A 15278-nucleotide genomic window follows, 5' to 3' on the forward strand; every position below is an offset into this window, starting at 1 on the left:
AATCAAAGCTTATGAAAGAGGGACTGAAGGCTAATATCTATTAATTTCTCGGTCAATCTTTCAACCTACATACAAAGTACGAAAATATGCGAAAGTGCAGTGGATGGAGGAAAGTGCTAATGAAAAAAGTATATCATTTTTTTGATTTATTGATTAAATTAGGTGCATATGTTGCAGGTTCTTTAATCATGCTTACAACATTGATGGTTTTCTATGAAGTTGTTTCGCGTTCTTTTTTTCATAAGCCGACTTCATGGGCGACAGAGTTATCAATCTACGCGGTTATTGGTAGTTGTTTTTTAGGAAGTGCTTATGCGGTCAGAACTTATTCACATATTACTGTTGATTTATTAATTAATGCTGTAAATGATCGGGTGAAAACAATACTAGCTTATTTGACGAATTCGCTCGGTTTACTATTTAGTATCATTTTAACGGTTTACAGTTATTTACATGTCATGAAGACATTTGCTTTAGGTGTAACATCGTCCTCTTTATTGAGAATTCCAATGTATATTCCGGAGTCATTCCTCCCGATTGGCGGAGGATTATTATGTATCGCATTTATCATGCAGTTGATAGACGGCGGCATACATGAAGGGGGGGAGCACATTTGAACATCTTTTTTGCAGGGGGAATGGGTGCCCTTTTACTGCTCGGGCTTCCTGTCGCATTCACTTTAGGTTTGCTAGCCATTGCTGGTATGTATTTTTTTAACGGCGGCACGACTGCATTTATGCAAATCCCCATCATTTCTTATAAATCATTAGATGACTTTTCATTGACTGCTCTCCCAATGTATGTATTGATGAGCCAAGTACTAGTGGTTAGTGGCGTTGGACGGGATTTGTATGAGATGGCAAGCAGATGGTTCCGCCACTTTCCGGGGGGATTGGCAATCGCTACGATTTTTTGTTGTACAATCTTTTCAGCAATTTCAGGTTCCAGTGTAGCGACAGCTGTCACAGTCGGTGCTGTTGCGCTTCCGGAAATGGTGAAACGGGGATACAATAGACGGCATGTACTGGGATTACTTGCGGCAGGCGGTACACTAGGGATTTTAATCCCACCAAGTATTCCAATGATTATTTATGGTTCGGTTACAGGAGAATCAGTTGGTAAACTTTTTGTTGCGGGAATTATTCCTGGAATTGTGTTGACACTGTCGTTTATGATTTTTTCAGCTTATCAAACTCGACATATTAAAGATATCCCGGCAACATGGAAAGAGCGAGTTGAAGCATCGAGGCAAGCCATATGGGGTTTGTTATTACCCATCATCATTATTGGTGGAATTTATACAGGTATTTTTACACCGACCGAAGCGGCTGCGATCGGGGTCGTGCTCAGTTTTGCGATAGCGGCATTCGTATATCGGAACTTAACATTGCCTAACTTAAAGAACATCATTTTTCAAACTGTGAAAACAAATACAATGATTTTATTCATTATTATTGGTGCGATGTTGTTAGGGTTTATTTTAACAATTCTTCAGATCCCGCAAACGATTGTAAATGTAGCAACAACACAAGATATTTCTCCGTGGGTGATTTTCATTTTGATTAACATCGTCCTGCTCATTTTGGGGATGTTTTTGGAGACAGTTTCTATTCTTGTCATTACATTACCAATCTTATACCCAATTATTATTGCACTCGGCTTTGATCCAATTTGGTTTGCAATTATTATGGTGATTAATATGGAATTGGCATTAATTTCTCCTCCGGTTGGGCTGAACTTATTCGTTTTGAAAGGACTGAATAAGGAGAATACAATTAGTGAAATTGTAAAAGGTGTCGTTCCTTACGCCGTTATTATGCTAGTATTCATGGTTATCTTATCGTTCTTTCCGCAAATCGCGACTGTGCTGGTTGACAATGTTAAGTAAAAACAAGTTTGAATACTAATTGAAATGTTGAGGGGGACTGTGAGAACAGTATAGGTCTCTTCATTCACAAGCGTTATCAAAATTGAAGGATTATTAATCTCACAGAAATCCCCACTTATTGTTAGAAGACATTAAGGTTTTGGGAAGGGGTATTAAAATGCAACTGAAAAAGAAGCCACTGGAAGGGTTGAAAGTTCTCGAGATGGGAAGTTTAATCGCCGGTCCGTTTGCGGGGAAGTTGTTTGCTGAATTTGGCGCTGAAGTGATTAAAATTGAGTCGCCGGGAAATGGTGATCCGCTTCGAAAATGGCGTAAGCTTCATAATGGAACTTCTTTGTGGTGGTATATTCAATCAAGGAATAAAAAGTCCGTTTCCGTAAACTTGAAAATAGAAGAAGGCATCGAAATTATTCAAGACTTAGTAAGAGAAGTAGATATTGTTGTAGAAAATTTTAGACCGGGTGTCATGGAGAAGTGGGGGCTTGGTTATGAGGATCTAAAGAAGATTAATCCGGGCATTATTATGGTTCGTATTTCTGGTTATGGACAGGATGGCCCATATCGTGACAAGGCTGGATTTGGAAGTATCGCAGAGGCAATGGGTGGACTTCGCTATTTGACGGGTTATCCTGATCGTCCAACAACCCGTATCGGCATTAGTATTGGTGATTCTATTGCGGCCTTATACGGTGTCATCGGGGCAATGTTTGCTGTATATCATCGTGATGTGAAAGGTACCGGAGAAGGTCAATACATTGATGTTGCCTTGTACGAAGCCGTATTTAGTTTGATGGAGAGTATGGTGCCAGAGTACGATGTATTTAATTATATTCGCGAAAGATCAGGCAGTACTTTACCAGGCATTGCACCATCGAATACATACCGATGCAAGGATGAAAAATATATTGTGATTGGCGCGAATGGGGATGCGATTTTCAAGCGACTCATGTACGCCATCGGAAAGCCGAACCTCGCAGAAGACCCTAAATTTGAAACGAATGATGGGCGAGTGGCAGAAGCTGATTATTTGGATGAAGTGATTGAGCTTTGGACGAGCCAACATGAGTTGAAAGAGGCAATCACTATTCTGGATCAAGCGAGAGTGCCGGCTGGTCCGATATATAACGTTAAAGATATTATTGAAGATGAACATGTACAGAGTCGAAATCTTATCAAAACGATGGAAATAGAAGATTTAGGTACAGTAAAATTTCCGGGAATTGTGCCCAAATTAAGTGAAACTCCGGGAGACATGGACTGGGTCGGACCGCAGCTAGGTTTTCATAATGACGAAGTGTTAAAAGAGTTATTGCAATACAGCGTGGAGAAAATAGCGAGTTTAAGAGAACAGGAAGTTATTTTTGAAGAAAAACATAATGGGTGACAGGTTCTGGCAATAACATTGTAATGTACCAGGTTCCAACACGATTCTGAATCGTGTTGGAACCTGGTTCTTTTATTTCCGCACCCCATCCAAAAACGTCGAAGTAAACCGCTCAATCTCTTCCACCGGGTCCAATTTGTCTCCAAAAATAATCCAGTCATAAATCGTTCCTCTCATGCAACGTGTGACGAGCATGGAGATGTACTCCGCGGGGAAGTCTTTTTTAAACTCGCCTGACTCCACTCCCTCTTCCACAAATGCGTGAATAATTTTGTAAAGATTTCGCTGTGGACTGGCTAAATAGTGATCTTCCGTAATGGTTAGCGAGAGGGGGCTTGCGTAAACGGTCCGGATTAAGTCTTTTCCTAACTCATCTCTTAAGTAAGTTAATTGGCCTTCATAAAAAAGTAGTATTTTTTCACTTGCAGTTATATCTTTCGGAATCGAAGGGACGAATGATAGATAAAAGTTATCGATGTCTTTAAATTTTTCTAGAAAGATGTCGTATTTAGAGTCGAAATGTGTATAAAATGCACCTTTAGATACGTTGCAGGCTTTGGCGATGCTATCAACGGTTACATGATCAAAGCCTTTTTCATGAAAGAGTTTTAAGCCAGTTTCTAATAGTTTTTCTTTCGTTTCTTGTGCTTTTACTTGCCTTGGTGTAAGTTTTGACATGCTTTGTCCTCCCTTACAACTGATAATACCATAAAAATAGTTTATTAAAATTAATTTGACATGTCAGAAATTAAAGGTTATTATGTAAATACCATGGTATGTGACTCTAGTATGTGACTAGGGTATGTGAATTCAATCGAGTGCCAGTTACTCAAACAAACATGAATGTATTAGTGACTGGCACCGAAGAGAAAGCGCTTTCAGCAGTGTGCGTTAATTTCCATACATAGGGAGGAATTAGTATGACTAACGAAAAGAAGATTGGTTTTATTGGTCTTGGAAATATGGGTTTTCCGATGGCGAAAAACCTACTTGCTAAAGGCTATACAGTTTATGGGCTAGATTTGAATAAAGATAGCGAACACAGATTGGCAGCGTTGGGGGGCAAAACAGGTTTGACGACTGCTTCACTCGTCAACGAAGTAGACTTAATCTTTACTAGTTTGCCAACACCGCAAATTGCAGAAGCTGTATTTTTAGGGGAAGATGGCATTATTCAGCACTGTAAAAAGCCTACTACTTTAGTAGATTTAAGTACAATTTCACCTGATGTAAATAGGAAAGTTGCGAAAGCGGCTGAAGAGAATAATCTTGACTATCTCGGCGCACCCGTCAGTGGCAGTGTAAGTGGGGCAGTCAATGCTACACTCGCGATCATGGTTGGTGGAAACAAAACAACTTACGATGCAGTGCTTCCTTATTTAGAAGTGCTAGGGGCGAATGTTTTCCATGTTGGGGATGACCCAGGAGCGGGGACAATCGTAAAGTTAATTAATAACTTAATGGCAGGTTTCCATAACCAAGCTGTAGCAGAAGCACTGACAATTGCAGAAAGAGCTGGACTCGATAAGGATATTGTTTATGATATCGTCAATGTGAGTTCTGGTCAAAGTACTTTATTCACACGAAACTACAAAACTTTCATCTCGCAAGATGAGTATATAGATGGCGCTTTTGCAACTGCTTTACTGTTAAAAGATTTAAAGCTTGCAAAGGACTATGCAGATTCGGTTCATGGAAAGCTCCCTCTTTCAGAGAAACTAATCGAATTTTATGAGTCGGCTGTTGAAGAGGGCTATGCAGATAAAGATATGTCTTCTGTGTATGTCATGATTCAAGAAGAAATCAACAAACAACTTCAAGAAGCTTAAGTATCAGTCACCCAAACAAACATGAATGTTTCAATAAACACGTTTGTTTAAACAAACGTGAATGTATGAGTGACTGGCACCATCATAAGGAGGAGAAGGATCAATGAAAACAGAACAAATCGTAAAGTTAGGTCATTATATTAACGGTGAAACAGTAGAAGGAAAGAGTGGACGATACGGCGATGTGTACAACCCATCCCTTGGCGTGAAGATTGCTGAAGTGCCATTAGCTTCTGCTGAAGAAGTAAACGAAGTTGTCGCTTTGGCGCAAAAGGGATTTGAAAAATGGTCGAAGCTTTCTGTTGCAAGAAGAATGGAAGTCTTCCATAATTTCCGTGCTTTGCTCGTTGAGAATACGGATAAATTGGCAGCGTTAATTGGTAAAGAAAATGGTAAAACAATTGATGATGCAAAAGGTGAAATTTCAAGAGGCCTCGAATCTGTAGACTTTGCATTGGGTGCGCCGCATTTATTGAAAGGGGATCATTCAGTAAACGTTGGCGGAGAAATCAATGCTTATTATATGAAGAAACCGCTAGGTGTTGTGACGAGTATTGCACCGTTTAACTTCCCAGTCATGGTGCCAGTTGCGATGAGCGTCATGGCCGTTGCAGTTGGAAATGCGATGATTTTGAAGCCTTCAGAAAAAGTTCCATTCTCAGCACTATTCGTTGCAGAACTATGGGCTGAAGCGGGATTACCTGCAGGTGTGTGGAACGTTGTGAATGGTGATAAAGAGGCAGTAGATGCACTGCTTGAACATAAGGACGTAAAGGCTGTTAGTTTCGTTGGTTCGACACCAATTGCGGAAGCGATTTATGAAAAAGGAACGAAGCATCATAAGCGTGTTCAAGCGTTTGGTGGCGGAAAGAACAATATGATTATTATGCCAGATGCGGATATTGATACAGCTGTTAATTCCTTTATCGGCGCGGCATACGGTGGAACGTCCCAGCGTTGTATGGCGATTTCAACGGCAATGCCAATTGGCGAAAAAACAGCTGATGCGTTTGTAGCGAGATTAAAAGAAAAAATTAACGAACTAAAAGTAGGAACGTATGACGATGAAAGTGCGGACTTTGGTGCATTAATTAGTGCGGAAGCGAAAGCGAATGTGCTGAATGCAATTGAAGAAGCCATCGAAGAAGGTGCGGTCCTTGCAGCAGACGGCCGTCATCCTGAAGTTCCACATGAAGAAGGTTTTTACTTAGGCGCGACATTGCTAGACCATGTGACGCCGGATATGAAAATTTATAAAGAAGAAGTATTTGGACCAGCACGTATTGTTGTTCGTGTTAATACGCTGGAAGAGGCGATTGACTTAATTAACGAACACGAATTTGGAAATGGTGTCACAATCTTTACGGATAGCGGAAGCGCGGCAAGGAAGTTCACAGAAAACATTGAAGTAGGAATGGTCGGCGTAAACGTTCCAATTCCAATTCCAGTTGGCTACCATAACTTTGGCGGATGGAAACGTTCAAGCTTCGGTGAAGGCCAGATGTTTGGGCCAGACTTAGTTCGTTTCTTTACGAAGAGAAAGACAGTTTCTGAGAGATGGTTTGACACTGCGTACAATGAAAGTAAAACAGACTTTAATTTCCCAAGCAGTTAAGTCATGAATGACAGGATCGCTTAACTGCGATCCTGTTTTTATGAAAAAATACCACAGGGGGTGGGAATATGCTAGGGATTTTTATAGGATTAGTCCTGTTAATGGTCTTGGCGTATTTTGGTTGGTCTATCATTTGGATTGCACCGATTTGTGCAGGAATTGTCGCTTGGTCTGGCGGTCTTGACTTATTGGATGCGTATACGAATACATATATGAGTGGTTTTGTTAATTTCGCAAAAGATTGGTTCCCGATTTTTATGCTTGGTGCGATTTTCGGGAAATTAATGGAGTTCAGTGGGATGGCGCATTCCGTTGCGCTTGGAATTGCGCGAGTATTTGGTGAAAAGCGTGCCATTCTTGGTGTGATTATCGCATCTAGTGTGCTTGCGTATGGCGGTGTAAGCGTTTTCGTTGTTGTTTTTGCTGTCTATCCGCTCGCGCTGAATATGTTTAGAGAAGCGAATATTTCAAGAAGGTTGTTACCTGGAACGATTGTTGCGGGGATGATGACATTTGCGATGACGGCCATGCCTGGAACGCCGCAAATACAAAACTTAATTCCGACGGCGTACTTTAATACAACGCCAGCGGCAGCACCGATTATCGGCTTGGTTGCATCTGCGGTGATGGCAGTTGGATCAATCCTTTATTTAAAACACCGTGAAAAAGTGTTGAGAGCAGCGGGCGAGGTATTTATCGAACCGGATACAAAACATAAGCAAGAAGAAAGAAAAAACTATCCACCTATTCTTCTATCTTTACTGCCATTAGCTGTGGTCGTAATTACGTTAAATTTGTTGAAGTGGAATATCGTTGTCGCACTTGGCGCAGGTATATTACTCATTTTACTCATTTCTATTAAAGAGTTTAAAGGCTTTACGAAAGCGATCAATGGCGGGGCGGGTGACTCCGTTATGGCGATGATTAACACAAGTGCCGCTGTTGGATTCGGGACGGTTGTTAGGTCAGTTCCTGGGTTCGAAAAGTTGAGTGAGATGATTTTAGGCATTAAGGCAAACCCATTAATATCTGAGGCGATTGCTGTCAACGTGTTAGCTGGGGCAACGGGTTCAGCATCTGGCGGATTGGGAATTACGCTTGAAGCTTTAGGGAGCCATTATTATGAAATCGCTACGACGGTCGGTCCGTCTCCAGAAGCTTTCCATAGAATTGCCTCGATTGCATCTGGTGGTTTGGATTCGTTACCGCATAACGGAGCCATCTTGACGATTTTACTCGTGACTGGGATGACGCATAAACAATCTTATAAAGAAATGGCTGTAATTGCGATTGTCTTCCCAATGCTTTCTTTGATCCCAGCAATTGGGCTTGCGATATTGGGAATTTATTGAGGATTGTTTTGGGATGATTCATTGAGAAAACAAGAAGCACGCTACATGAAAGCATGCTTCTTTTTTTATGTTGATTTACGAATTAATTGTCGCGATTAATTCATCACAAGCCCGCCGTCTACAATTAGATTCTGCCCCGTCACAGCCCGGCTCCACGGTGATGCGAAGAATAGAATGGCATCTGCCATTTCTTCTGGTGTGGTTACGCTTCCAATCGGGGTGTTTTCTTTAATGATATCAAACACCACATCTGGCGTAGCGGCACTTGCATCCGTTTTAAGTAACAGCCCACCTGATACCATATTCGCCGTGATGCCATCTGGACCGAGCTCTTTTGCGATATTGCGCGTCATCCCGAGTAGCGCGGCTTTACTAGTATTGTAGTCGTGGTAAGGAACGACAGGGTGTTGGACCAAATTGGTTCCGATTGTGATAATGCGTCCAAACTTTGCTGCCGCCATATCTGGCCTACCTGCCTGCAATGTGTTGAGTGTTGCTTTGACACTGCCTTCAAACTGTTGATTATAATCTTCCCATTCAATCGTATCTAATTGTTTTCTTGCGTCGCCATTGAATGAAAAATCGATCAGTGCATTGTTGACGATTGTTGTAATGGATTGACCAAAATGTGCTTTTGCTTCCTCAAACATTGCCTTTACTTCTTCGCGATTTCTAACGTCCGCTTGAATCGCAATGGCCTGCTCGCGTCCGATTTCATCCACAACCGCATTTGCTTGCGCTTCTCGTGAAACATAATTGACAACTACTTTCGCGCCAACCCTTCCGAATGCTTTAGCAACGGCCGCTCCAAGTCCACGGCTACTTCCTGTTACGAGTACTACTTGATCTTTTAGCTCCACTTTCTACAGCTCCATTCTAGCTTCAGGAGGCAGATGCTCGAGTCATAAGCCAAATTAACTGCGTAGCAAAAAACGCTACTCCGTTAATTCGTCTTATGCTTGTCGCATCTACCCGCCTCCTTCAGCCTTCATTGTTTTGTATAGCCACAAAAAAAGACCACTGGAGGAGTGATCTGCATACAGAAAAAATTCACTTCCCTCCGCCGGTATCAACCGGATCAGGTTCTAAGGGTCAGAGTAACTCTTCTCAGCCAAAAGGCGCCCCCAGTGATCTACTATGATGTGATTACCATAATTTTACCACAAATCTTACTTTTGTGAAATAAAGTGAGAGTTTGTCAGTTTTGGTCGATAAATAAAGGAATCCATTTCTATCAGTCTCTGCTGACCATAAAAACATGAAACAATTCCGACCTTGACAGTTTACTAGAAGTTAGGTATGATGTAAATATTCTTAATAAACTTAATATTATTCCTTATCAAGAGTCAGGGGAGGAACTGGTCCTACGATCCTGCGGCAACCATCCTATTTGTGATAAACAAATGCGAAAAGGTGCTAATTCCAGCAAATGTTCAACATTTGAGAGATGAGGAAGAGCGTGTAATAGATAAACCTCTTCCTTTGTAGAAGAGGTTTTTTTGTATGGTTCAAGATGTTATCAGGTCGTTATCAACCATTAAACCTAGTTTGTTTATTGGTTAAATATAGTTTAATAAAATAAATGGACAGGAGTTTATTCACATGACAAAAAAGAGAATTTATTTAAACGCATTTGACATGAATTGTGCAGGACATTATTCGGCGGGATTATGGACACATCCGGACGATCAAGCTTCCACTTATAAGGATGCAGAATATTGGACGCATGTGGCGCAAGTATTGGAAAGAGGTCGTTTTGATGCGATTTTTATAGCGGATGTATTAGGGGTGTATGACGTATATGAAGGATCGCGTGATGCAGCGATTCGGCATGGCGTTCAAGCGCCACTAAACGATCCAGCGTTCGTCGTTCCGATTATGGCGCAAGCAACAAAGCATTTAGGTTTTGGATTAACAGCTTCCACAAGTCACGAGCATCCCTATATTTTTGCGAGGCGCATGTCAACGTTGGATCATTTAACGAAAGGCCGAATTGGCTGGAATGTCGTAACCTCTTATTTGAAGAGTGCCTCTAAAAATATTGGAAAAGAAAATCAAATCGGTCACTCGGAACGTTATGCAGTTGCGGATGAATATATGGAAGTCGTTTATAAACTGTGGGAAGGCAGCTGGGAAGAGGACGCCGTTGTGGTCGATAAAGAAAAAGGCATCTATGCGGATCCAGATAAAGTTCATGATATCGAGCATGAAGGGAAATATTTCAAAGTGCCAGGTGCACATTTAAGTGAACCTTCCCCACAACGAACGCCTGTCATTTTCCAAGCCGGTGCTTCCAATACAGGACAGAAATTTGCGGCGAAACATGCGGAACTTGTCTTTATAAGTACCCCAACGCCACAAACGACAAAGCAAACAATCCAATCCTTGCGACAAGAAGCCGAGGCAGCGGGACGAAATCCTGAGGATGTAAAAATTATTGCGTCCTTCACACCCATTATTGGTGAAACACAAGAAGCTGCGGATCGGAAGTTTGAAGAATATAAAAAACATATTAGTTATGAAGGTGCCTTGGCATTATTCGGCGGGTGGACGGGAATCGACTTTTCCGGGTACGACCCAGACGATAAACTTGAATACGTAAAAAGCGAAGCCATTCAATCCGTTGTGGAAAACTTCACCAATGCAGACCCAACGAAAGAATGGACAGTTCGGGAGGCGGCGGAATTTGTGGGCATTGGCGGACTAGGTCACGTTGAAGTAGGAACGCCAGAAAGCATTGCGGACGCGATGGAAGCATTGGTCGCTATCGGAATTGACGGCTTTAATATTTCTTACGTCATTTCTCCTGGAACATTTGAAGAGTTTGTTGACCATGTCGTACCCGTTTTACAAGAACGTGGTCTCGTACAGAAAGAATACGAAGAGGGGACGTTCCGAAAGAAACTATTCGGCAATGACCGCTTACCAGAACATCATACGGCGAATCAGTATAGAAAGCAGCCTGTTTTAGTTTAATAAAAAGCGCGTGTCACAGTTGTGTGGCACGCGCTTTTTTAAACTAGTTGCTGAAATACTTATGAGGAAGTCGGTTAATGGTCGACTTCTTTTTTATCATCAATCAAAATCCAGTTTGTAGTCCCCAGCTTGAATCATCTTTAATTGCCTAGAAAATACATAGATGAGACCAAGATTCAACAAGAGTGGCAGAATGAAGAAAGTGGTGAGCATAATGGTAATGTTTTGCAGCGTCCATCCACCTTCTGCAAAAGTTATGTAATTTAATGGTCCGACTAAACCAGATAAACCAAATCCAGCACTGTAAGGTGTTCCTTGAATATTTAATACGCCTGCTAGTGCACCTAGAATGGCAGCAGTGATGAGCATTGGTAAAGCGATTTTCGGTTTCATTAAAAAGTTTTTCATTTGAATTTTTGGCGAACCTAATACGTGAGCGAGTGCGGTTCCCAGGTTATTTGCTTTATAACTGGCAATGGCAAATCCTACCCCAGTTGCGACAATCCCTAAGTTCGCTGCGCCAGATCCAATTCCAGATAGCATAATTACTGTCGCCACACCTACTGTCGAAATTGGCGATAAGATAATGAGACAGAAAATAACTGCGATAATGGCGCCCATCAAAACCGGTTGTAAGGTTGTGACATGTTCGATGCCAGTGCCAATGATGCCAGTAGAACTTTTCACATAAGGAAGTATGGAATAACCAATCATTCCAGGGATTAAAATCCCCAATGTAGGCATCAGTAAGATGGAATAGGCTTTCAAACGATTGCCAAGAAATTGGACGAACAATACAGCCAAAGCAGCTGTTAGGCCAGTGTTCACAACAATGCCAATGCCATTTAATACAAATAATCCTTCTGCCGTTTTTTCAACAGCCCCACTTCCAACCATTGATGCAATGCCGACACTCGCAATTTGAATCGGTGACAGTTTAAATGAAACCCCAACCATGACACCGATAAGGATTGGCAGCAAGCTCATTACAAAAAAAGTAATATCAAATAAGTGCTGTAATGCTGGAAAATGTGGAATTAGTAGTTTCAAAATCTCTCCCAATAACGCGTTTGGAATTAAAGCAACAACAATGCCAATACTCATTCCCGTTAATAACTTACTGAAAAAATCCTTCATTCTACCAAGCTCCATTCTAGATGATAATGCGACTAATTATAATGACTGTTCAGAAAATTGTCAATAGCGTCGAGTATTTGATCATTAAGGTCGGTTATGATCTATAGACTATTTTCATAGAGAGGCAAATACAAGAGAAGTAGTCTAATTGAACAACGCACAGCCTTATTTGAAAGAAAATTCGTATTTTCGACACAATGTTAATGTATATTGTGATTTAAATCACATATACAAAAACGAAAATTCTTTATTCTTAATTAAACAATTCGTTATTACTGTTGCCGCAAAATTAAAGGAGTGTAAACCATGTTTAATTTGAATAAGGAAAGAGATTTTAATGTGCATCCATTTATTGTGATCTGGGAAGTAACCCGCGCATGTGCGTTGAAATGTTTGCACTGTCGAGCAGAGGCGCAATATGAAGCCGATCCGTATCAGCTATCTTTTGAGGAAGGCAAGCATCTAATTGATCAAATTGCGGAAATGGATAACCCTCTTTTTGTCTTTACAGGTGGAGATCCTTTAATGCGTCCGGATTTGTTCGAGCTTGCCAAGTATTCCATTGAAGAGAAAGGTCTTCCTGTCTCGATGACGCCAAGCGCTACGCCAAAGGTTACGCGTAACGCAATTCTAAAAGCGAAAGAAGTTGGATTGTCACGCTGGGCATTCAGTCTGGATGGTTCTTGTGCAGAAATTCATGATCATTTCCGTGGCACAAGAGGGTCATTTGATCGGACAATGAAAGGTATCGAGTATTTGAAAGAGGCCGGCATTCCGATTCAAGTGAACACAACGATTTCCAAATATAATCTTCATGATCTTGAAGCGATTGCTGAAAAAGTGAAAGAAATGGGTGCGGTGTTATGGAGCACATTCTTCCTTGTCCCAACAGGTAGAGGGATGCAAAAGGACATGGTAAGTGCCGAGGAACATGAAGAAGTGATGAAGTGGCTCTATCAAGTTCAACAAAGAATGCCTTATGGTGTGAAAACGACCGAAGCACCTCATTATCGAAGGGTTTATTTGCAAGAAAGAAAACGATTAGGTGAGGAAGAAATATTGAAGCGTCCAGATATTCTAGGCCGTGCACCACAGCCAGTAAATGATGGTGATGGGTTTGTTTTTATTAGCCATACAGGTGCGGTCTACCCAAGTGGATTTTTACCAATCGCGTGTGGGAATATACGCGAACAATCCCTTGCAGATATTTATCAAAATTCTCCTGTTATGAAGGACTTACGTGACAAGTCCAAATTGAAAGGGAAATGCGGTGTTTGTGAGTTTAAAAATATATGTGGCGGTTCCAGATCACGTGCTTACGCGGTGACGGGCGACTACCTTGAAAGCGATCCATATTGCGCCTATATTCCAAAAGCATTGAGAGTATAATTGACAATTCGATAGTAGAAAGGAAGTAGTAGTTTTGGGGAAACCTTGTAAGAAAGTAATCATCATTGGTGGAGGCATCACAGGGTTAAGTGCTGCATTTTATACGAAAAAACAATTTGATGAGCAGCAGATTCCGGTCGACATTACGTTAATTGAAAAAAGTGAGGAATTGGGCGGAAAAATTCAAACGCTTCGTAAGGATGGATTTCTCATTGAAAGAGGACCTGATGCATTTCTTGCTCGTAAATTACCGATCATAACGTTGACAAAAGAGCTTGGGCTTGAGGATGAATTGATCGGTACGAATCCAAATGCAAGGACGAATTATATATATCATAAAAATAAATTACATCAAATGCCGCTTGGACTTGTGCTAGGCATTCCGACAAAATTAACACCGTTCATGAAAACGGGATTAATCTCTCCTATAGGAAAGTTACGGGCATCTCTTGATTTATTGCTTCCTAAGAAGAAAAATTTAGAAGACGAATCGCTTGGGCACTTCATCCAACGTCGATTAGGAAAAGAAGTTTTGGAAAATATCACAGAACCTCTTCTTGGCGGGATTTATGCTGGGGATACCGATACGCTTAGTCTTCAAGCGACGTTCCCGAATTTAGTTGAAATGGAACAAAAATATCGCAGCCTAATTTTAGGGATGGCTGCTGGAATGAAAAATCGCCCTACTTCAGGGGACTTACCTGATGCTGCAAAGAAAAGTATGTTTTTGACTTATAAAAACGGCATGTCAACATTAATAGAAGCGTTGAAAGAAGCGTTGAAATCGATTCGAATCATCAAAGGGAAAGGTGTAACTAAAGTCGACCAAAGGGATAACGGCTATCAAGTCCATTTGGATGATCAAACTAAACTTCACGCAGATGGAATTGTCTTTGCATTGCCCAATCACCATGCAGCGTCGTTGTTGTCAGACGTGGAATCTATTCATTTGTTGGAAAAAGTCAATTACGTTTCCGTTGCCAACGTCTCTTTAACATTCGATAAAGAAGATATTTCTTATCCAATGAATGGAACAGGCTTCTTAATTCCTGCGAATGAAGGAACTATCCTCACTGCGTGTACATGGTCATCGTCTAAATGGCTACATGCGGCTCCAGAAAACAAGTATTTACTACGATGTTATGTAGGACGTGAAAAGGACCAACAATGGGTGAAGTGGTCAGATGAAGAGATATTGGCAAAAGTTCAAAAAGACCTTAAAGATATTATGGGAATTACCGCCACACCAAATTCCTATACAATCACTCGGGCGATGCACTCGATGCCTCAGTATCCACTTCATCATCTTGAACAATTGAAGAAAGTTAGGGAGAATCTTAAAGCACAAAAACCTGGCCTATTCCTCTGCGGTGCGGGATATGAAGGTGTTGGGATTCCGGACTGTGTTGGGCAAGGTAAACGTGCAGCTGAGCAGATGGTAGCGTATTTGGCTGTAAATTAGATGGGTAGGAAAAAACTGTCCATTGTACTGCAAAGAAGACAATAAGATGAACGATTTGATTGTCTTTTTTGTTTTGTCATGTTAATTCATCGCATGTCCTCTATATTTTAATTCCTTAAATTATGTTTATAGACAGTATTAAAAAGGAAAAGAAGTTTATCCTAGTCATTATCATGGATTTACTTCTTTTTATTGTTGGCATTATTATTAATTCCATCCATTATTGGTAGTATTCAGTCCTTTTAC

Annotated in this window: 12 protein-coding genes and 2 riboswitches; of the genes, 9 read left to right on the plus strand and 3 right to left on the minus strand. The window is 41.1% G+C overall.

Features of this window, described 5'->3' with window-relative positions; all coding sequences use genetic code 11:
- Positions 1 to 119 precede the first annotated feature (119 nt).
- From AB1H92_RS02920 to AB1H92_RS02930, 3 genes are all read left to right on the plus strand, one after another.
- Positions 120 to 617: a TRAP transporter small permease gene (locus AB1H92_RS02920; protein ID WP_115360087.1), complete on the plus strand. Its 498-nt coding sequence runs from the start codon at positions 120 to 122 to the stop codon at positions 615 to 617.
- Positions 614 to 1888: a TRAP transporter large permease gene (locus tag AB1H92_RS02925; RefSeq protein WP_115360088.1), complete on the plus strand. Its 1275-nt coding sequence runs from the start codon at positions 614 to 616 to the stop codon at positions 1886 to 1888. Before AB1H92_RS02920 ends, AB1H92_RS02925 begins: the two co-directional genes overlap by 4 nt.
- Before the next feature lie 157 nt (positions 1889 to 2045).
- Positions 2046 to 3272 carry a CaiB/BaiF CoA-transferase family protein gene (locus AB1H92_RS02930; protein ID WP_115360089.1) on the plus strand — a complete coding sequence of 409 codons (1227 nt, stop codon included), beginning with the start codon at positions 2046 to 2048 and terminating at the stop codon, positions 3270 to 3272.
- Between the two features lie 72 nt (positions 3273 to 3344).
- Here AB1H92_RS02930 and AB1H92_RS02935 read toward each other — a convergent pair whose 3' ends face one another.
- The gene (locus AB1H92_RS02935; RefSeq protein ID WP_115360090.1) at positions 3345 to 3950 is read right to left on the minus strand and encodes a TetR/AcrR family transcriptional regulator; all 606 of its coding nucleotides are present in this window, start codon (positions 3948 to 3950) and stop codon (positions 3345 to 3347) included.
- A 242-nt stretch (positions 3951 to 4192) separates the two neighbouring features.
- Here AB1H92_RS02935 and AB1H92_RS02940 point away from each other — a divergent pair, with 242 nt between their 5' ends.
- The 3 genes from AB1H92_RS02940 to AB1H92_RS02950 all read left to right on the plus strand — a co-directional run bounded on the left by AB1H92_RS02940 (position 4193) and on the right by AB1H92_RS02950 (position 8068).
- Positions 4193 to 5101: an NAD(P)-dependent oxidoreductase gene (locus AB1H92_RS02940; protein WP_115360091.1), complete on the plus strand. Its 909-nt coding sequence runs from the start codon at positions 4193 to 4195 to the stop codon at positions 5099 to 5101.
- Positions 5102 to 5204: 103 nt separating this feature from the next.
- Positions 5205 to 6716 carry a CoA-acylating methylmalonate-semialdehyde dehydrogenase gene (locus AB1H92_RS02945; RefSeq protein ID WP_115360092.1) on the plus strand — a complete coding sequence of 504 codons (1512 nt, stop codon included), beginning with the start codon at positions 5205 to 5207 and terminating at the stop codon, positions 6714 to 6716.
- A gap of 68 nt (positions 6717 to 6784) precedes the next feature.
- Positions 6785 to 8068, plus strand: coding sequence for a GntP family permease (locus AB1H92_RS02950; RefSeq protein WP_115360093.1), 1284 nt, complete (start codon positions 6785 to 6787; stop codon positions 8066 to 8068).
- Between the two features lie 95 nt (positions 8069 to 8163).
- Here the strand turns inward: AB1H92_RS02950 and AB1H92_RS02955 are convergent, their stop codons facing one another.
- Positions 8164 to 8928 carry a 3-oxoacyl-ACP reductase gene (locus tag AB1H92_RS02955; protein ID WP_115360094.1) on the minus strand — a complete coding sequence of 255 codons (765 nt, stop codon included), beginning with the start codon at positions 8926 to 8928 and terminating at the stop codon, positions 8164 to 8166.
- Positions 8929 to 9106: 178 nt separating this feature from the next.
- Positions 9107 to 9204: riboswitch (TPP riboswitch) on the minus strand.
- Between the two features lie 197 nt (positions 9205 to 9401).
- A riboswitch (SAM riboswitch) is annotated at positions 9402 to 9522 on the plus strand.
- Positions 9523 to 9670: 148 nt separating this feature from the next.
- On the opposite strand from AB1H92_RS02955, the gene AB1H92_RS02960 reads away from it, so the two are divergent.
- A complete protein-coding gene (locus AB1H92_RS02960; RefSeq protein ID WP_115360095.1) occupies positions 9671 to 11044 on the plus strand; it encodes an LLM class flavin-dependent oxidoreductase in 1374 nt (457 codons plus the stop codon).
- Between the two features lie 99 nt (positions 11045 to 11143).
- On the opposite strand, the gene AB1H92_RS02965 is transcribed toward AB1H92_RS02960, so the two are convergent.
- Positions 11144 to 12181 carry a PTS transporter subunit IIC gene (locus AB1H92_RS02965; RefSeq protein WP_115360096.1) on the minus strand — a complete coding sequence of 346 codons (1038 nt, stop codon included), beginning with the start codon at positions 12179 to 12181 and terminating at the stop codon, positions 11144 to 11146.
- A gap of 306 nt (positions 12182 to 12487) precedes the next feature.
- Between AB1H92_RS02965 and AB1H92_RS02970 the strand changes: the two genes are divergently transcribed.
- On the plus strand, positions 12488 to 13570 hold the full coding sequence (locus AB1H92_RS02970) for a TIGR04053 family radical SAM/SPASM domain-containing protein (RefSeq protein ID WP_115360097.1): 1083 nt from the start codon (positions 12488 to 12490) through the stop codon (positions 13568 to 13570).
- Between the two features lie 34 nt (positions 13571 to 13604).
- Positions 13605 to 15032 (plus strand): protoporphyrinogen oxidase, encoded by a 1428-nt coding sequence (hemY, locus tag AB1H92_RS02975; RefSeq protein ID WP_115360098.1) that lies wholly within the window; start codon positions 13605 to 13607, stop codon positions 15030 to 15032.
- Positions 15033 to 15278: the final 246 nt, after the last annotated feature.

It is taken from the genome of Sporosarcina pasteurii, from assembly GCF_041295575.1.
Taxonomy (GTDB): Bacteria; Bacillota; Bacilli; order Bacillales_A; family Planococcaceae; genus Sporosarcina; species Sporosarcina pasteurii.